This window comes from Nocardia brasiliensis IFM 10847 (assembly GCF_000710915.1).
Lineage (GTDB): Bacteria > Actinomycetota > Actinomycetes > Mycobacteriales > Mycobacteriaceae > Nocardia > Nocardia brasiliensis_A.
The window spans coordinates 26,033-43,387 of sequence record NZ_BAUA01000175.1 but is presented as its reverse complement, the minus strand read 5'-3'; the positions used below and the strand labels follow the sequence as shown (position 1 = coordinate 43,387).

Sequence of the window (17,355 nt, the reverse complement as noted above, 5' to 3'; positions counted from 1 at the left end):
GGCGACTCCGCTCGTAGCAGGCCACCGCTTTCCAGAGACGTCGAAGCCCGTACGGTCCTTTTGCCTGAGAGATTGACGGAGAGGTGCTGCTCCTTCGGCGCCCGGGGTTACCCGGAACTCTCCCGCACGGCGGCGACGCGCCACCAGTTTATGCCGACGCCACGCCGATGTGCGCCACCGGCTCCCTTCCTTGCCGTGTCGTGCTGGTCACGTGCCGTTCGCAGCGGACTCGCTTTGTTGCCGACGAATAGTTAGATGCGCATATCCGAGTAATCTGATGTTTCTGGCATCGCCGAAAAATTGGGTGCTACACAGCACAACACCCCGCTACCCTCGATGACGGGAGGCGGGGTGTTGTGTCGGTTTCAACTCTTAACCGGTCTTGCGGTTCATTCGCGCCTTGCGACGGTAGGACAGCTCGTCCTCCGGCCGCTCGGTCACCGCGGACGCGCGTTCTGCCGGGAAATTGGCGATGGCACCGGTGAGTTCGTGCATGGCGCCGCTGATGGCGATACCGAAGACGCCCTGCCCACCCTGCAGTAAATCAACGACTTCCTCGGGCGAGGTGCACTCGTACACCGAAGTCCCATCCGAGAAGAGCGTGATACCCGCGAGGTCCTGGACTCCCCTGCTGCGCAGATGGTCGACCGCGATCCTGATGTTCTGTAGCGAGATGCCCGCGTCGAGCAGCCGCTTCACGATCTTCAGGACCAGGATGTCCTTGAACGAATACAGCCGCTGGCTCCCCGAGCCGGCCGCGCTGCGGATGGAGGGCACGACCAGTCCGGTCCGCGCCCAGTAGTCGAGCTGCCGGTAGGTGATCCCGGCCACCTGGCATGCACTGGGCACCCGGTAGCCGACTAGATCGTCAGGAACCGAGTCGTCCGGGAACAGGCCTGGCTGTACCACATCCTGCGATTGCTCTGCCACTGACCACTCCCTTGCTTCGCCGACGGCTAGCCTCATCGATGACCCGGCTCCGTTTCGACCACTGCGGTACTGCCGAACTCTGCTGTACTGCCGAACTGGCCAAAACGGACGTGGCCCAACTATCGAGATTACTCTCCTAGATTGTCCAGGGAGCACCATCGTGGAGCCAAACGCGACGCGCGGTTAAAGTCTCAAGCTCTGGTTCAGAGCTGATCCCCCGGTCATCCCGGGAAAACGCCGGGATGCCGGAAAGATCCTGTTCAGCTATCGGTGGCCTTGAAATCGTCGGGTGACACCGACTCGAGGAACTCCTTGAACTTCTCCACCTCGTCCTCGCGCTCGTCCGGCATGACCAGCCCGGCCTCCTCGAGCACCGGCTCCTCGGCATAGATCGGGCAACCCACCCGCAAGGCGATCGCTACCGAATCCGACGGCCGCGCCGAGACGTGCAGATCGTTGTCGAACACCAGATCCGCGTAGAAGGTGCCCTCCTGCAGGTCGACGATGCGGACCTCTTTCAGCGTGTGCCCTAGCTCGGTGATCAGGATCTTGATCAGGTCGTGAGTCAGTGGCCGGATCGGGGTCACCCCCTCTTGCTCCAGCACGATCGCGGTCGCTTCCGCCTGCCCGATCCAGATCGGTAGATACCGGTCCCCCGACACCTCACGAAGCAACAGCACGGGCTGATTCTGTGGCTGTTCGACACGAATGCCGATAACCCGCATTTCACTCATCGCACTGCCTCCCATTTTCGCCAGGCCGCCCGGCACGACCACTGCAGAGCTCGCCGTACCACGAGTCTAGGCGAATGCGGACGGGTGCAGCGATGCGTGTGCACAGCCGAAATCGGCGTGTTGGCCGACCGAAACCTGACACCTCGTTCCGGCCTGGTGATTCGCCGGGATGTTCAGCCGCCCAGCGACGTCCGCACCGACGACTTCACCAGACAGGCGTGCAACGTCAACGACAGCGCCGCCAATTCCCGCACGGTTTCCTCGGCGCGCGCGCGAGCGCCCGCGTCGCGGCTCTTCGCGATCGGCGCGGCGATCTGCGCGACCAGCGCGGCCTCACGGTCGGCGGCGAGTTTGAACGCACGCAGATGCCGTGCCTCCAAACCGAATTCGGCCATCGCCTTGGCGGTCTTGGCCAGGGTTACCGCATCACCGTCGAAGAAGCCGGCGGCGCCGGGGGTGATGAGGTTGGCCCGGATCAGATCGTTCAGGAACGCGTCGTCGATCTCGGCCTTCGCGAGCAGATCCGCGCGGGTGAGCCGGATTTCGTGATCGAAACGCAGATCGTCGGGCGAAATCTCGCTGGGCACCACGCCGAGCCTCCTCGGCGCCGCGGCACCGTTGCTGTTCCCGCCGGACGCGGCAGGATGCCCGGAGGCCGACCCGGTACCGGTCGGCTCCGCGGCACCCGTGCGGCCGGAGTGCGCTCGGGCACGGGCTTCCCGTACCCCGAGCGACGCCGCACCGCTGTCGATCGCTTCGAGTTGTTCCTTGATCACCTTCAGCGGCAGGTATTGATCGCGTTGCGCGGTCAAGACGAACCGCAGCCGTTCACAATCGGCGACGGAGAATCTGCGATAGCCCGAGGGCGTTCGCTCCGGCCGAATGAGACCTTCCGCTTCCAGAAAGCGGATCTTGGAGATGGTGACGTCCGGAAAGTCCGGGCGCAACAGGTCGAGCACGGAGCCGATCGACATGCCTCCGCGTGCCCATTGCGCCGCGCCCGTCACAGTGCCCTATCCCTCGACACAGCACACACTCTCATGACCCCGAGCCCTTCGACCCGACGCCGCGTGCTCATAGGCTCCCTGCACCCGTTTCGCTCACCGACGCCTTCGGTCCGGTGAGGAACACCAGACGGAACTTGCCGATCTGCACCTCGTCGCCGTTCTGGAGTTCCGAGGAGTCCACCGGCTCCCGATTCACATAGGTGCCGTTCAGGCTGCCCACATCGACCACCTGGAACGAATCGTCGTCCTGACGGAACTCGGCGTGCCGACGGCTGACGGTGACGTCGTCGAGAAAGATGTCACTGTCGGGGTGGCGACCGGCCGACGTGGTCGGCTGATCCAGCAGGAACCGCGAGCCCGCGTTCGGACCGCGCTTGACGACCAGGAGGGCCGCACCAACGGGCAGACCCTCGACCCCTTGGACCGGCTGTTCACCGGTCGGCTCTCCGGAGCGCGACGCGTCGACCTCGTTCAGGAAATCCGCGCGGAAGACCGACGTCGTCTCGGCCGCGGTCTCCCCGTAACCCGGGTCTTTGTTCTCGCTCACCGTTTCTCTCCTCCTCGAACCTGATTATCCATGCAAGCAGGTGATACCTGTGGCACCACGACCTGCCGTCGAGTCCCTAGATTCCCGGCAACGACTGCCGGCGGATCTGTTGGCATTGACCGTACCCTGCCAGGGCGTGCCCGTGCAGGTAGAACCGGGAAGGCTGATTCAGCCCCCGATAACTCCTTGATAACCTGCCGCATCCAGCAGTTCACCCAGCGTCGCGTCGAGGCCGGCAGCGTCGGCGACCTCCAACTCGAACAGCCAGCCGTCACCGTACGGATCGGTGTTCAGCGTCTCCGGCTGCTGCACCAATTCCTCGTTCACCGCAACAACTTTCGCGCTCAGCGGCGCGTAGATGTCGGAGACGCTCTTGGTCGACTCGACCTCGGCGATGCTGTCTTCCACCGCGACGTCCTTGTCGGTTTCGGGCAGCTGCACGAACACGACGTCACCGAGCTGCGACTGGGCGTAGTCGGTGATTCCCACCCGAACGCGGGTAGGGCTGAGTCGCCGCACCCACTCGTGCTGATCGGTGTAGCGCAGGTCCTCGGGGGTCTGGGTCACAGCCCGTCCGTCCTTTCCATCGTGATCGTGTGTGCGCAACTCTATGCGAGGGCCGGCCGATAGTCCGACCCGGCGCTGCACCTTACGTGGACCGGTGTGGCACAGCCGGTATCGCGCGTGCGACCGCGATCGCTTTGCCGGTGTAGAGCAGGCCGGTCCATACATACACTGCCGTGCCCCAGACCAGTAGTGCCCCGCCGAAGGCCCGTCCGAAACCATCGAGTGCCCAATCCATCTCCCCGGCCAGCAACCAGGGCAGCGCGGACATCAAGGCGAAGGTTGCCGCCTTGCCCAAATAGATGACATCGGGCGGCGGCAGGTCGCGCCGCTTGTAGATGGACAGCGTCAGCGCGAGCACCGCCTCGCGGCCGATCAGCAGCACCGCGACCCACACCGGGAGCAGACCGCGGATCACGAAGGCGGCCAGCGTCGTCACAAGGTAGAGCCGGTCGACGAACGGGTCGAGCAGCGCGCCGAGCCGGGACGACTGATCGAGCAGGCGGGCCAGCTTGCCGTCCAGGAAGTCCGTGACACCGCTGGCGATCAGCAGCGCGAACGCCCAGCCGTCGGCCCGCTGCACCAGCATCAGCCACAGCAGCAGCGGAACGCCGAGCAGGCGTAGCACGCTCAGGACATTCGGGACGGTGAGGATGCGGTCGGCGAAGATACCGCCGAGCACGCCGTCGCTGGCGGCGCGTTCCTCCGGTTCCGTGGTGCCCGATTCGGTTGTCACGCCCCGTGCTTACCGCACCGACCCCGCTCGACGCCATCCAGGCGCGCCGCATTCGGCGATATCCGCGTGCGACGATGGTGTGCACCACAGCTCGTCGGTGAAAGAATGAGTATGAAATTATCTCATCCATCGGCGCGGCGCGGACCTGCCGAACGGTTGGTGACGAGAGGAAGTCATGCCCACATTCGACTACGACGTGGTGGTGATCGGATCCGGTTTCGGCGGCAGCGTGAGCGCCCTCCGGCTGACCGAGAAAGGGTATCGGGTCGGCGTGCTCGAGGCGGGCCGGCGATGGAACGCCGAGGACATCCCGAAGTCCAATTGGAATGTCCGCAAATCCATCTGGGCGCCCCGGCTCGGCCTGACCGGGCCGCAGCGGATCAGCGTGCTCGGCAAGTGCGCGGTGTTCTCCGGCGCCGGGGTCGGCGGTGGCTCGCTCATCTACGGCAACACCCTCTATGAACCGCTGCCCGACTTCTACACCGACAAGCAGTGGGCGCACATCACCGACTGGCGGGCCGAACTCGCGCCCTACTACGACCAGGCGCAGCGGATGCTCGGCGTGGCGCCGAATCCGCGGCTGACCCCGGCCGACGACGTGATCCGGGAGATCGCGAGCGACCTCGGCGTCGGGCACACCTTCCACCCGACGAACGTCGGAGTGTTCTTCAACGAGGACGATCCGGGCACCGAGGTCGACGATCCCTATTTCGGCGGCGTCGGGCCGCGCCGGCGCGGCTGCGTGCACTGCGCGCAGTGCTTCACCGGCTGCCCGCACAACGCCAAGAACACCACCACCACGAACTACCTGTACCTGGCCGAACAGGCCGGCGCCGAGGTGCACGAACTCACCACGGCCACCGCGGTGCGCCCGCTCCCCGGCGGCGGCTACGCGGTCGAGACGCAGCGGTCGGATCGGTGGATTCGCAAGCAGCGCAAGACCTTCACCGCCGAGCAGGTGGTGTTCGCGGGCGCCGCGCTCGGCACCCAGAAGCTGCTGCACAAGATGCGCGACGACGCGGTGCTCCCCCAGCTCTCGCCCCGGCTCGGCGAGCTCACCCGAAGCAACTCCGAGGCGATCCTCAACGTGGTCAGCCGCGCGCGCCGGGACTTCGCCGAGGGCATCGCGATCACCTCCTCCATCCACCCGGCCGAGGACACCCACATCGAGGTGTGCCACTACGGCAAGGGACAGAACGCGCTGTTCCCGATGTCGGTGCCGATCGTGGACGGCGGCGCGTTCCGATTCCTGCGCTTCCTGCTCGCGATCGTGCTGCATCCCTTGGTCTTCCTGCGCAGCCTCAATGCCAGGCACGCCTCGGAGAAATCGGTGATCCTGCTGGTCATGCAGTCGCTGGACAATTCGCTGACCTCGTTCCGCAAGCGCGGGCAGTTGAAGACGAAACAGGGCACCGGCGAGCCGAACCCGACCTGGATCCCGATGGCGCACGACATCGGCCGGCGCTTCGGCGAGAAGGTCGACGGCGATACGCACGGTCTGGTGATGGACGTATTCAACATCCCGGCGACCGCGCACTACATCGGCGGCTGCGTCATCGGTGACACGCCGGACACGGGCGTCGTCGACCCGTATCAGCGGGTGTTCGGCCATCCCGGACTGCACATCGCGGACGGGTCCGCGGTCACCGCGAATCTGGGCGTCAATCCGTCGCTCACCATCACCGCGCAGGCCGAGCGGGCAATGGCGTTCTGGCCCAACAAGAACGAGCAGGATCCGCGCCCCGAACTCGGCGCGGCCTACCGCCGGATCGCGCCGGTGGCGCCGAAGCACGCCGTCGTGCCCGCCGCCGCGCCGGGCGCGTTGCGCCTGCCGATCGTCCCGGCGGATGCGGCGCAGCCGCCGGTCTCGGCCACCTGAGCGCCTGATCGACCCCCGCGGCGGGCATCGGGGCGCGATCACCACGCGCGATCCCGCCCCGACCCCGATCGGCAGTGACGTCGACCATCGGAGGTGCCCAGAATGACAGTTACCAGCTAGCGTCAGTCATCGTGTCGGAGAACGGTATCGATTTGCGCTCGTACACCCCCGCGGCGGAGGTACGCGCGCGCGGGCGGGCGATTCGCCAGCAAGTCCCGGTGATCGCGCGCGATCGGGCAGCCACCAGCGTGCGGCGGCCGGGCGTGCTCGACTTCATCGAGGCGAGCAATGCCGGGCGGCTGCCGCATCTGGTACCGCTGCGGATCGGGCGGATGATCACCTCGCCGTTCACCTTCTACCGCGGGGCCGCCGGGCTGATGGCCGCCGATCTGGCCGGCGGACCGGACAGCGGGCTCGCCGCACAGATCTGCGGTGACGCACATGCAGCCAATTTCGGCCTCTACGGCACGGCACGCGGCGAAATTATCATGGACATCAACGATTTCGACGAAACCGTGGTCGGTCCCTGGGAGTGGGATCTGGAGCGGCTCGCGGCCAGCCTGGTGCTCGCGGGCCGGGAAAGCGGTGCCGACGAGCAGGATTGCCGTCGGGCGGCCTGCGACGCCGCGCGCGCGTACCGCCTGGCCGCGGGTCAGCTCGCCGATCTGCCGTTCATGACCTCGTGGACCGCGCTGCCCGACGAGTCGATCCTGAGCGCCGCGAAGGCCGAGGACCTGATCGACGACTTCAAGAAGGCCGCCAAGAAGGCCCGCAAGAACACCAGCGCCAAAGTGGTCGCGAAATGGACCGAGCATCTGGAAGATCACGAGACCGGCATCCGCAAGCACCGATTCGTCAGCGACCCACCGATTCTCACCGAGGTGGACGAGCGGGTGGCGGCGGCGTTCACCGGCGGACTGGAGCGCTACGCGGGCACCCTGCGGGAGTCCCGCCGCCATCTGCTCGCGCGATTCGCGGTGTCCGACATCGCGTTTCGGATCGTCGGCACCGGCAGCGTCGGGTTGCACAGCTACGTGGCGTTGCTGCACGGTAACGAGGGCGAGTCAGTGGTCCTGCAGATCAAGCAGGCCAATCCGTCCGCGCTCGCGCCGTATCTGCCCGCCGCCCCGGCACGCCACGAAGGTGAGCGAATCGTGCAGGGCGCCAGACACGTTCAATCCGAGACCGATATCCTGCTGGGCTGGACCAGCGTGGACCCCACCGGGGACGGCGTCGAATTACCGTTCATCGTGCGGCAATTCCGCAACCTGAAGGGCAGCATCGACCCCGCCGGACTGTCCGCCGACGATCTCGACGACTACGGCAGGCTGGCCGGCGCGCTGCTGGCCCGCGCGCACTCCCGCTCGCTCGATCCCCGCCTGCTGGCAGGCTATCTCGGCGACGACGAGCGGTTCGAGGAGGCGGTCGCGGCCTTCGCGGTCCGCTACGCCGATCGCACCGAAGCCGATCACGCCGTGCTGGTCGAGGCGGTGCGCAGCGGCAAGATCGCGGCCGATCCGGCGGAGTGAACGCGCACCAACACGCCGACTGTTGCCATGAGGGCGACGAACCCGGCGCCGGACCTCGTATCCTGTGAGCTGTCGAGTGTCGACGTGAAGGGCGGTCGTCAATGCTGGTGCGAGTGCAGAACGCCGCGGGCACCAATGCCGAGCGCGCGCTGATCGATTGGCTGCGCACCTGGAAGGACCCGGGCAGCCCCAAGGGCGTCGCCACGATCAACTGCAGTCTGTTCCACAAGGATCGGCTGCATCAGTTCGACGCGGTGATCTGGACGCCGACCAGCTGCGTGGTGATCGAGGCGGAGGCGTTGGTGGCGCGGCAGGACGGCGTGCTGGAGATCCCGCTGAACGGCGCGTGGACGATCAACGGCGAGCCGGCCGCGATGGAGGGCCGAGACCGGCGCACGCCGCTGGAGAAGTCGCGCGAACACACCTTCGCGCTGCAGAACTGGCTGGCCGATCGCGGGCTCGGCCAGCGCGCAGTACACGGGCTCGCGCTCGTCGTCCCGCTGCGCGGAGCGCAGCTGAAGATTCAGCAGGCGTGGAGCGACCCGAGCTTCGACGTGATTCTCGGCGAGGACCCCGCGCGGCTGCGGCACTATTTCGATGTGCTGGCCGAGCAGGAGAAGCACCTGTGGACGGCCAACGATGTCGCGGTCGCGTTCCGCGGTCTCGGCATCCTGCCCTACCTGCCCGCCCCGCAGGAACTGCTCAACGAGGGCTTCCTCGGCCCGATCGACATCACGCTGTGGCACGGCGGCCCGAATCAGGCGCAGGCAGAGGCGTACGCGGAAGAACTGGCCCAGGCCGAGCGGGAGGCGAGCAAGCCGATCTACGCGGTCCAGGCGCCCTGGTACAGCCCGTGGAAGCTGTATCCGCGGGAAACCCGGGACATGGACTTCGGCCGGGCCTTCATGCGGATCACCCTCGCGGTGGGCATGCTGATCGCGTTCGCGTGGCTGCTGTGGTTCGTCATCAGCGCGGTGCTGACCTACGGTCCGTAGTCGTGGGTCGGCGCTTGTGGCCGCGTCATGGCTTGCGCGCCAAAGCGATTCGGGGCGTCTCGGGTGCGGGATCGCCGAGTTGCGCATCGCGTTCCACGACCAGCGCGACGTGCAGCCGGGACGGGCAGTCGAGCTTGAGCATCACCTGACGGACGTGGTTCACCACGGTCCATTCGGAGATCCGCAGCTGGGTCGCGATCATCCGGTTGGTCATCCCGGTCGCCACCAGTGTCGCGATCTCGCGCTGCCGGTTGGTCAGGGCGGCCAGCGGGGAGTCCTCCGGGTCGGGCAGCGTGGGCGCGCGCCGCGCGTAGGCGACCGCTTCGGTCAGGGTCAGCTCCGCCGCCAGGCGCTGGATCTCACGGAACTTGCTCTCACCCACCGCGTTCCGGTTCTCCGCCAGGCTCGGCGCGGGATCGCCCGCGCCGAGCAGCGGGATGCCGTGCGTGGCCCGGAGGTGGCGGGCCGCGAGGAACAGGGTCAACGTCGGTTCGGCGTACTCGACACCGACCGCGTCGTAGGCACGGGCACAGCCTTCGAGTGCGACGATCGTCTGCAGCACGTGGGTGGACAGGTCGTCGTTCGCCAGGTTCTCCCGGTACAACGCTTGGGCGCGATCGGCGGTCAGCGGCCCGATCTGGCTGCGCGCCAAGGTGTTCAACCCGATCAGGCGCGGGGTGCTGTCCAGCTGCCGGACCCGATCCCGGATCTCGGACCAGGCCGCGGCATCGCGCCGCGGCGGGTCGGGCAGCGCCGCCAGGCGCATGGACAGTTCGATCCACATGGGCCACGGGCCGCCGAGTTCGTCACGGTAGCGCGCCGCCATCCGCAACAGGTCCCGGGCGGTGTCGTGCTCCCCCACCGCGGCCAGCGCCACCGCCAGCGGCACGGCGGTGCGGGCCGCGTCCAGGGGACGGTCGAAACGCCGGTATGCGGCAACGGAACTGGTGAGCAGATCGACGGCGCGGCGCAGCCGGCCCGAGCGCCCCGCCCAGACGCCGAGCACCTCGAGGCACAGCGGCGCCGTCACGCCGGGCGTGAGCGTCGTCCGGTCGCTCATCTCCAGCGCCTTGGCCAGCACCGATTCCAGCTCGGCCTGATAGCCGTGCTGGATCCACGCCGATTCCAGCACCGCCGCGAGCCGGACCGCCTGTTCGGGTTGGCCGGTGTCGATCAGATAGTGCAGTGCGGCGAGGAAGTCCACGATCAGGCGGCCTGCGATGTCCAGCGCGGCGCCGCGTTGCGCGAGCTGCTCGAACTGCGGGCCGATGGTCTCGGCGAGCTGACCGAGGCGGCGCACCTGATCCGCACGAATCTCCTTGGCCCGCAAAGGGTCCGCGCGCAACGCATGCCGGCAGTAGGCGCGTACCGGCGCGAAGAGCCGGTAACCGTTGCCGCGCGGGCCGCTCACCGTGTGGTCGAGCAGGCTGCGCTGCACCAGGTCGGCCAGCGCTGCCGCGGCCTGCTCCTCGCCGATGCCCACTGCGAGACAGGCGGTGTCGGTGTCGATCACCGACTCGTACAGCGAAAGCCGCAGCAGCAGCTCGCGTGCCTCGGGCGCGAGGTCGCGCAGACCCCACTCGACCGCGCCGGGCAGGGACCGATGCCGGGCGGGCACGTCTACATACCCGGGTGAGAGCAACTCGCCGCCGGCTTTGATCTGCTGCAGGGTGCGCACGGGGCCGATCCGGGCGATGGTGCCCGCCGCCAGCTCGAGCGCCAGCGGCACCCCGTCCAGCTCGCCCACGATCTCGTCCACGATCAGCCGATCGGCCATGGTGGCCGACCCGCGGTAGTGACTGTCGATGCTGTCGAGCAACAGTTCCGCGGCGAAGGAGGAGCCGGGGTAGTAGTCGCCGCTGCCGGTGTCGGTGGGCAGCGGGCGCACGCACAGCACGCACTCGCGGTAGAGCTTGAACGGAATCCGGCTGGTAGCCACAATGATCAGGTTCGGGCAGCACGCGAGCAAGCGCACGAGGTCGGTGGAGATCCGCTCGACCACCTGATCACAGTTGTCGAGCAACAGCACCAGGGAGTGCTCGCCGACCCGGTCCACGAGCACGTCGAGCGCGGCGTCGGGCCCGGGTGTCACGGCAGCCGAGCCCGGCAGCAGGCGACTCGCCGACGCCAGCACCGCCTGCCAGACACCACCCGGGTCGTCGCCGTCCACGAGATCGACCGCCACCCGGCGACGTCCATCGAGTGTGGTGTCCGACAACGCTTCCCGGGCGAGCGCGGTCTTGCCGACGCCGGCCGTCCCGGTGAGGGTCAGCAGCCGAACGCGCGGATCGCTGAGCAGACGCCCCATTTCGGCCAGCTCGGCCGTCCGTCCGACCACCGTCGGAAGCCGATAGGTGCCGGCCAGCGACTGCTGTACATCATCGCCCACCATGGGTACCTCTCAGTCACTGCCCCGGCACCGACGACCATCACAAATACGCCAGAGCCCCATTGCATCCAGGCCGACCGAGCCGAGATCCTCGATCTACGAACCCTTTTGTTCGCCGATCGAACACGACGATACCAAGCCGGCGCAACCCTGCGGGCGGTTCAGCGCATCTTTCCCGTTTCGACCGAGTTCGCCTGCCGCCGTTCCGGTTTCGGGCACAGCACCATTGCGGACAGGTTGGGTCGAGTGACCATTGACATCCGGGGCGGGTGTGGATATCGAGCCGTCCGCCGGTGCGATCCTGCCACTGACTATCGTCGATCGGTGCCCGGATCGCGACAAGACGTCATTCCACGGGGCGTACCCGCCCTCGGCGGCATCGCGGTGGGCGCCACCGTGACCGGCGCGCTGCCCGCGACCTTCCCACCCGACGGCGGCCCCACCGCGCTGGATCGCACGCTGGCCGCCCCGATCCATTCCGCACTCGACGCCCGGCCCGGCCTCGCGGAACTCTTGGTCGCACCGAGCAACAGCTATATCTTGCTACTGCTGCTGGCAATCGCCGCCGGGTGGTTCGCCTACCGACGGCAATGGCGCAGCGCCGCCCTCATGCTCGCGGTTCCCGGCCTGGCGGTCGCGCTCAACGCATGGGTGTGGAAACCGCTGTGGCACCGGCATCTCCACGACTATCTGGCCTACCCCAGCGGCCACACAGTGCATCTGGTCGCGATCGCAACCACGCTCTTCGTGCTCGTCGATTCCCCACGCGCGCGGCTGAGCACGGTCGCCGTCGCGATACCAGCCCTGCTCGCGGCGGCGGTCGGGATGATCGGACTGGACTATCACCTGCCCACCGACATCATCGGCGGCACGGCGGCCGCGGTGGCAATGGTGCTGACGCTCTGCTGGGCGGCGCGACTGTTCCCGGGCGAACCCGCGCCCCAACGCAATTCGCCCTGATTCCGTCCGAAGGGATTGCACACCGGACAAATCCGGCTAATCTCTACTACCAACCGTAGTAGTCGTTCGAGGGGATCACATGAGCAAGCTGCAGGGCAAAGCCGCCCTGGTCACCGGATCGAGTCGCGGCATCGGGCGCGGGATCGCCCGCCGCCTAGCCCGCGATGGCGCGTTGGTGGCGGTGCACTACTCGAGCGACGAGGTGGCGGGCAAGGAAACCGTGCGACAGATCGAGAGCGCGGGCGGCTGCGCATTCCTGGTCCAGGCCGACCTCGCCACAACGGAGGCGATACCGGAGCTGTTCGCCGCGCTCGAGGTGGAACTGCGCGTGCGCACCGGCGCGCCGACGCTCGACATCCTCGTCAACAACGCGGCACACACCGGATTCGAGGTCGCGACCCCGGACGACGTCACCCCCGAGCTGTTCGATCGCACCATCGCGGTGAACGCCCGAGCGCCGTTCTACCTGACCCTGCGCGCGCTGCGGCTGATGCCCGAGGGTGGGCGGATAGTCAACATCTCCTCCGGTCTGACCCGTACGTCCTTCCCGTCGCAGATCTGCGACGCGATGAGCAAAGGCGCGCTCGAGCAGATCACCGTGCAGCTGGCCCGCTACGTCGCGCCACGCGGAATCACGATCAACACGGTCGCGCCCGGCGTGACCGATACCGGCGGGCCGGTCTTCGCCGACCCCGCGGCCGTCGCGGAACTCGCCGAATGGTCCGCGTTCAACCGGGTCGGCGAGGTCGGCGACATCGCCGACGTGGTCGCCTTCCTCGCCTCCGAGGACGCCCGATGGGTCACCGGCTCCTACATCGACGCCACCGGCGGCACCCTGCTCTGACCCCGTTCCCATGGTGCGCGCCAGGAAAGGATGGTAGAACTTGTTCTAGTTTCGGCGATGGGAGCGCGTACGGTGCGGTACGGAATTGTGTTGTTCACCAGCGATCGGGGCATCACGCCCGCGGAGGCGGCGGTGGCCGCCGAAGGTGTCGGTTTCGATACCTTCTACGTGCCGGAACACACGCACATTCCCGTGGTGCGGGCCGCGGCGCACCCGCAGACGGGTGACGCGAGCCTGCCCGACGATCGCTACCTGCGCACGCTCGATCCCTGGGTCGCGCTGGGTACCGTCGCCGCGGTCACCAGCCGGATCGGGCTCTCGACGGCGGTCGCGCTGCCCGCCGAACATCATCCGATCACGCTGGCGAAAACCATCGCCTCGCTCGACCACCTGTCCGGCGGACGCGTCAGCCTCGGCGTCGGATTCGGCTGGAACACCGACGAACTCGCCCATCACGGCGTCCCCCCGAACAAGCGCCGGACCGTGCTGCGTGAACACCTGGACGCGATGCGCGCCATCTGGACCGAGGAAGAAGCCAGCTTCGCCGGCGAGTTCGTGCAATTCGGCGCAAGCTGGTCCTGGCCCAAGCCGGTGCAGAAACGCATCCCGGTGCTGCTCGGCGCGGCGGGCACGGAGAAGACCTTCGGCTGGCTGGCCGACAACGCCGACGGCTGGATCACCACGCCCACCGAAACCGGCCTGGACTCGAAAATCGCACTGTTGCAGCGTGTCTGGCGCGACCACGAGCGCGCGGGCAACCCCGAGATCGTCGCCCTCGCGGGCCGCCACAACGCCGAACAGTTGGCGCAGTGGGCCGACTTCGGTGTCACCGAAGTCGTTTTCGGCATGCCGGATCGTTCGCCCGACGAGGTGCGGGCCTACCTCGCGCGGCTCGCGGGAAAGCTCGGAATCGGGTGAGAGCCCGAACGGTGCACGCCCCCTGATCAGCCGCACCACTTCTTCGGGGCGCTCGGGTGGGGATGCCCGGCCCGCGCGGGCCGGGCACACCGGTTCAGCGCAGGTCGCGGCGGCGGAAGGCGATCAGGCCCGCCGCGAGCAGCACGGCGGCGACGCCCAGCAGCCACAGCACCGGCGCGATCTCGAATGGCGCACCGGGCAGCTTCGGCGGATGGACGAACGGCACCAGATCCACCACCCACTGCGGCAACCCGTCGAGTGAACCGACGAAGAAGATGACGACCAAGACGCTGAGCACACCCCAGGCCACCGGAGTGAAGCGCGGCGCGAAGCCGTACAGCGCCACGGCGATGCCGGTGAACACCCAGACCGCGGGCACCTGGACCAGCGCCGCACCCAACGTATCGGCCACCTTGCCGATCAGATCACCGTCCGTCGCCCCGTACACCACCCCGATCGCGAGACCGGCGACGGACAGCAGCAGCACCGGACCGAGCAGCGCGAAAGCGATGTGGCTCAACGCGTATCGCTCGCGGCCCACCGCACCTGCGAGGGTCGCTTCGATCCGCTGACTGGACTCCTCGTCGTGCAGCCGCAGCGTGGCCGAGAGCGAGTAGGCGGCGGCGCCGGCCGCGAGCAACGTGAGTGCCAGCGTGACGAACGAATCCTGCAGCATGGTCGAACCGCCCATCCGGGTGATGGCGTCGTGCACGGTGTCGTTGTCGCCGAGCATGTCCCCGACGCTCTTGATCGCGCCGCCCATCAGCAACCCGTACAGCAGGAACCCGACGGCCCAGAACACCATGGACCCGCGTTGCAGCCGCCAGGCCAGGCCGAGCGGGCCGGCCAGCGACGGTGCGGCGCTCGGCGGCCCGGGCCGCTCCGCGACCAGACCCGAGCCGGTATCGCGGCGACTCAGCAGTAGATAGGCGGCCGCCACGGTGAGCACCGCGACCAGCAGCAGCGGAATGAGGACCCACCAGCGTTCCTGTGCGAACGCGCGCATCTGGATGCACCACCCCAGCGGCGAAAACCAGGACAGCACACCGTTTCCGGCGTCACCGATGGCGCGCAGCGCGTACGCCGCGGCCAGCGCGCCGAGCGCGATCCCCCGGGCGATCCGCGAGCTGGTACTCACCTGCGCGGCCGCGGCGGCCACTCCGGCCCAGGCGAGCCCGGAGCCGGCCAGCGTGGCCGCGTAGGCCACCGAGCCCGCAATCGGCAGATCGTTGCTGTACAGCATTGCGGCAGCGATGATTCCGACGAGCACGCAACCCGCGGTGGTCAGCACCAGCGCGGCGGAGAGACCGGCGTAGCGCCCGATGCTGGTCGCCCCCACCAGCTCGGCCCGTCCGGTTTCCTCTTCCACCCGGGTGTGCCGGATGACGGTGAGGATGGTGGCGATCGCGATCATCGCGAAGAACGGCCCGGCCTTCCACAGGTACATCGAGCCGGGCTCCGTGCTGAACACCGGCCCGTACATGGCGATCAGCGCGGGGCTGTCGGTGATCGTCTTCGCGTAGTTCGCCAGGTCGGCGGGCGAGGAGTAGACGCCCTTGGTCGCCGAGACATAGAACGCGGGCAGCATGCCGAACGCGATCACCCACAGCGGCAACACGATTCGATCACGGCGCAGGTACAGGCGCAGCAATTGGCCGGTGCCGGTGAAGTCGGCCGAGCCACGCGCGGCGGGGGCGGCGTGGTGCCTGCCCACGGCAACGGTCGTCATGCCCGTACCTTCTCCCCGCTCTGCGCCGCGGCGGCGGCCGAGTCGTCGGCGCCGACGTGATAGTGCCGCAGGAACAATTCCTCCAGAGTCGGCGGAGCGCTGGTCAGGCTGCGCACGCCGGTATCGCCCAGCACCCGGATCAGTTCGCCGAGATGTTCACCGTCGACCTGGCAGCGCAAGGTCTTTCCGTCCCATTGGATGTCGCCGACGCCGGGCAGCCGACCGAGATCACCAGGGTCACCGACCAATTCGGCCGTGATCGAGGTACGCGACAGGTGCCGCATCTGCGAGAGCGTGCCGCTTTCCACGGTCCGTCCCGCACGGATGATGGTCACCCGGTCGCAGAGCACTTCGACCTCGGAGAGAATGTGACTGGACAGCAGCACCGTGGTACCGCGATCCTTGGCCTCCTGTACGCATTCGCGAAAGACCTGTTCCATCAACGGATCCAGGCCCGAGGTCGGTTCGTCCAGCAGCAACAAGCGCACGTCCGAAGCGAGCGCCGAGATCAGCGCGACCTTCTGCCGGTTGCCCTTGGAGTAGGTGCGCGCCTTCTTGCGGGGGTCCAGGTCGAAGCGCTGGATCAGCTCCTCGCGGCGTTCGGCGTTGATACCGCCGCGCATGCGGGCGAGCAGGTCGATGGTCTCACCACCGGACAGCGACGGCCAGAGCGTGACATCGCCTGGCACATAAGCGAGTTCGTGGTGCAAGGCGACCGCATCGGCCCACGGGTCGCGGCCGAGCAGCTCGGCTCGTCCGGCGGTGGCGCGCAGGATACCGAGCAGCACCCGGATGGTGGTCGACTTACCCGCGCCGTTCGGGCCGAGGAAGCCGTGGATCTCCCCTGCTGCGACGGTGAGATCCAGGCCGTCGAGCGCGGCTACATGGCCGAACGTCTTACGGAGATCGGCGATTTGAATGACCTCGGACATCAATACTCCTTGGTGAAGGTGTCCAAAAGCGTGGGGTCGGTGAGAATGCCCTGGGTGTAGAACTCCAGGGCCGGAGGGGTGAGCTCTTCGGTCAGCTCACGAATGGCCTTACGGAAATCGAGCTTTTCGCCGGGCTCGTGATGCATCTGCATCCAGAGCAGCGTCGCGCCGACATTGAGCGTCATCAGATATCTGGCCCGCGCAGCGGGATCGCGGCTCGGCTTGATCGCGCCCGCCTCGACGCCCTGCTGGATATAACCCTCGGCGTCCTCGACCATGTGCTCGAAGAGCGATCTCGCCATGGGGCCCCCGGCTTGCAGACTGCGGACCATGTAGGCGACCAGCGGTGCGTACTCCTCGATCTCGGCGAGGGCGGCGAGCATGCCCTTCGCGACGCTGCCCGCGGTGATCGTCTGGACCTTCTTGTCGCGGATCAGCTGCTGCACGCGCGCGTCACACGCGGCGCGCAGGCCGTCCTTCGAGCCGAAGTGGTGGTTCACCAGTCCCGGTGACACGCCCGCCGCCTTGGCGATGGCCCGCACCCCGACCTGGAAGCCCTGGTCGCCGAAGACCTCGATCGCGGCGTCGCGTATTCGGGCCGCGGTGGTCAGATCCGAGGCGGGTCCTTGCGGTAGGGGCTGTTCGCTAAACACATGTTCAAT

Annotated in this window: 16 protein-coding genes and 1 riboswitch; of the genes, 6 read left to right on the top strand and 10 right to left on the bottom strand. The window is 67.7% G+C overall.

The window, feature by feature from the left end; genetic code table 11:
• Positions 1-42: 42 nt before the first annotated feature.
• Positions 43-135, bottom strand: a riboswitch (glycine riboswitch).
• Between the two features lie 237 nt (positions 136-372).
• From NBRGI_RS34370 to NBRGI_RS34345, 6 genes are all read right to left on the bottom strand, one after another.
• On the bottom strand, positions 373-966 hold the full coding sequence (locus NBRGI_RS34370; protein WP_029901342.1) for a MerR family transcriptional regulator: 594 nt from the start codon (positions 964-966) through the stop codon (positions 373-375).
• A gap of 224 nt (positions 967-1,190) precedes the next feature.
• On the bottom strand, positions 1,191-1,664 hold the full coding sequence (locus tag NBRGI_RS34365; protein ID WP_014984398.1) for a bifunctional nuclease family protein: 474 nt from the start codon (positions 1,662-1,664) through the stop codon (positions 1,191-1,193).
• Between the two features lie 173 nt (positions 1,665-1,837).
• Positions 1,838-2,638, bottom strand: a complete 801-nt coding sequence (ftsR, locus tag NBRGI_RS34360) for a transcriptional regulator FtsR (protein ID WP_029901341.1) — start codon at positions 2,636-2,638, stop codon at positions 1,838-1,840.
• Positions 2,639-2,738: 100 nt separating this feature from the next.
• Positions 2,739-3,218, bottom strand: a complete 480-nt coding sequence (garA, locus tag NBRGI_RS34355; protein ID WP_014984396.1) for a glycogen accumulation regulator GarA — start codon at positions 3,216-3,218, stop codon at positions 2,739-2,741.
• Between the two features lie 168 nt (positions 3,219-3,386).
• The gene (gcvH, locus tag NBRGI_RS34350) at positions 3,387-3,785 is read right to left on the bottom strand and encodes a glycine cleavage system protein GcvH (protein ID WP_014984395.1); all 399 of its coding nucleotides are present in this window, start codon (positions 3,783-3,785) and stop codon (positions 3,387-3,389) included.
• 82 nt (positions 3,786-3,867) lie between these two features.
• Entirely contained in the window at positions 3,868-4,464 is a 597-nt protein-coding gene (locus tag NBRGI_RS34345; protein ID WP_029901340.1) for a CDP-alcohol phosphatidyltransferase family protein, read from the bottom strand.
• Positions 4,465-4,693: 229 nt separating this feature from the next.
• Here NBRGI_RS34345 and NBRGI_RS34340 point away from each other — a divergent pair, with 229 nt between their 5' ends.
• The 3 genes from NBRGI_RS34340 (at position 4,694) to NBRGI_RS34330 (ending at position 8,921) form a co-directional block, all read left to right on the top strand.
• The gene (locus tag NBRGI_RS34340) at positions 4,694-6,397 is read left to right on the top strand and encodes a GMC oxidoreductase (RefSeq protein WP_029901339.1); all 1,704 of its coding nucleotides are present in this window, start codon (positions 4,694-4,696) and stop codon (positions 6,395-6,397) included.
• A gap of 131 nt (positions 6,398-6,528) precedes the next feature.
• A complete protein-coding gene (locus NBRGI_RS34335; protein ID WP_029901338.1) occupies positions 6,529-7,926 on the top strand; it encodes a DUF2252 domain-containing protein in 1,398 nt (465 codons plus the stop codon).
• A 101-nt stretch (positions 7,927-8,027) separates the two neighbouring features.
• Positions 8,028-8,921 carry a nuclease-related domain-containing protein gene (locus tag NBRGI_RS34330; RefSeq protein WP_029901337.1) on the top strand — a complete coding sequence of 298 codons (894 nt, stop codon included), beginning with the start codon at positions 8,028-8,030 and terminating at the stop codon, positions 8,919-8,921.
• A gap of 25 nt (positions 8,922-8,946) precedes the next feature.
• Here NBRGI_RS34330 and NBRGI_RS34325 read toward each other — a convergent pair whose 3' ends face one another.
• The gene (locus tag NBRGI_RS34325) at positions 8,947-11,310 is read right to left on the bottom strand and encodes an ATP-binding protein (protein WP_158439970.1); all 2,364 of its coding nucleotides are present in this window, start codon (positions 11,308-11,310) and stop codon (positions 8,947-8,949) included.
• Between the two features lie 324 nt (positions 11,311-11,634).
• On the opposite strand from NBRGI_RS34325, the gene NBRGI_RS34320 reads away from it, so the two are divergent.
• The 3 genes from NBRGI_RS34320 (at position 11,635) to NBRGI_RS34310 (ending at position 14,032) form a co-directional block, all read left to right on the top strand.
• Positions 11,635-12,270, top strand: coding sequence for a phosphatase PAP2 family protein (locus NBRGI_RS34320; protein ID WP_235211193.1), 636 nt, complete (start codon positions 11,635-11,637; stop codon positions 12,268-12,270).
• A gap of 79 nt (positions 12,271-12,349) precedes the next feature.
• Entirely contained in the window at positions 12,350-13,114 is a 765-nt protein-coding gene (locus tag NBRGI_RS34315) for an SDR family oxidoreductase (RefSeq protein WP_029901334.1), read from the top strand.
• Between the two features lie 72 nt (positions 13,115-13,186).
• Positions 13,187-14,032 carry an LLM class F420-dependent oxidoreductase gene (locus NBRGI_RS34310; protein WP_029901333.1) on the top strand — a complete coding sequence of 282 codons (846 nt, stop codon included), beginning with the start codon at positions 13,187-13,189 and terminating at the stop codon, positions 14,030-14,032.
• A gap of 94 nt (positions 14,033-14,126) precedes the next feature.
• Here NBRGI_RS34310 and NBRGI_RS34305 read toward each other — a convergent pair whose 3' ends face one another.
• The 3 genes from NBRGI_RS34305 to NBRGI_RS34295 are packed head-to-tail and all read right to left on the bottom strand — an operon-like array spanning position 14,127 to position 17,346.
• Positions 14,127-15,761, bottom strand: a complete 1,635-nt coding sequence (locus tag NBRGI_RS34305) for an ABC transporter permease (protein WP_029901332.1) — start codon at positions 15,759-15,761, stop codon at positions 14,127-14,129.
• Positions 15,758-16,693, bottom strand: a complete 936-nt coding sequence (locus tag NBRGI_RS34300; protein WP_029901331.1) for an ABC transporter ATP-binding protein — start codon at positions 16,691-16,693, stop codon at positions 15,758-15,760. Before NBRGI_RS34300 ends, NBRGI_RS34305 begins: the two co-directional genes overlap by 4 nt.
• A complete protein-coding gene (locus NBRGI_RS34295) occupies positions 16,693-17,346 on the bottom strand; it encodes a TetR/AcrR family transcriptional regulator (RefSeq protein ID WP_029901330.1) in 654 nt (217 codons plus the stop codon). The genes NBRGI_RS34300 and NBRGI_RS34295 overlap by 1 nt, the downstream gene beginning before the upstream one ends.
• Positions 17,347-17,355: the final 9 nt, after the last annotated feature.